Annotated in this window: 1 protein-coding gene; it reads left to right on the top strand. The window is 68.8% G+C overall.

What is annotated here, in order from left to right; genetic code table 11:
- The coding region (locus ACW9IB_RS29580) for a hypothetical protein (RefSeq protein ID WP_457416879.1) at window positions 1-221 on the top strand (221 nt) is incomplete at both ends.

Here is a 221-nt window from a genome sequence, read left to right as displayed (position 1 = left end):
CGAAGGCCGTGACGCGCAACTGGCTGTGCCGCCGCGTTATCGCGACTACATCGGCTGGCTGCAACGCCAGAGCCTGGCCGAAGCGCGGCAGTGGTGGAAAACCAACCTGCAAGGCTTCGAGCGGACGACGCCGATCCCGAGCGACCGGCCGTTCCTGCGTGAGCACGCTGGCGACAGCGGCGGCATGATCGTCGGCGACCGCTACACCCGACTCGACGCCC

This window comes from Pseudomonas sp. SDO524_S393, assembly GCF_054071875.1.
Note: the sequence above shows the minus strand (reverse complement) of the source record. Positions and strands in the feature narration are given on the sequence as shown.